We start from the raw sequence: 429 nt of genomic DNA, 5'->3' as shown, positions 1-429 counted from the left end.
GCCTTCCAGGTTACCCATGCCGAAACGGTCCAGCAGGTGCTGGAAGTAAGGCGGCAACACATTCTTGAACTGCTCGATATACCCCGCCACGTCCAGCTTGCCGCTTTCGATGTTCTTGTAAAGCGTCGCGCCTTCCTGCACCAACAGGGCACTGGTAATGATCACCGGCAGGATCGCGATGATCAGGCAAGCACTCAAGGTGGCCAGGGAAGTGAGGTTGCGGTTCCAGCCAAAACGCTGTTGCAGGCGCCGCTGCATCGGGGCAAAGATGATGCCAAGGATCACCGCCCAGAACACCGCGCCATAGAACGGCAGCAGTATCCAGATAAAGGCGACGGTCACCAGGCCCAGCAGCAACAGCAGGGTTTTGAATTGCAGGTTGGTTTGATTCATGTCCGGTCCATGTCAGAAAAGCAGAGGGCCCATGTA

1 protein-coding gene is annotated in these 429 nt (G+C 56.6%); it reads right to left on the bottom strand.

Features of this window, described 5'->3' with window-relative positions:
• On the bottom strand, positions 1 to 393 hold a 393-nt coding region (locus SOP95_RS31730), incomplete at its 3' end, for an AI-2E family transporter (RefSeq protein WP_442967806.1).
• Between the last annotated feature and the right edge of the window lie 36 nt (positions 394 to 429).

Source organism: Pseudomonas sp. YuFO8 (genome assembly GCF_035065025.1).
GTDB lineage: Bacteria > Pseudomonadota > Gammaproteobacteria > Pseudomonadales > Pseudomonadaceae > Aquipseudomonas > Aquipseudomonas putida_AE.
The sequence above is the reverse complement of the archived record's forward strand: the minus strand, read 5'-3'. Positions and strand labels throughout refer to the sequence as shown.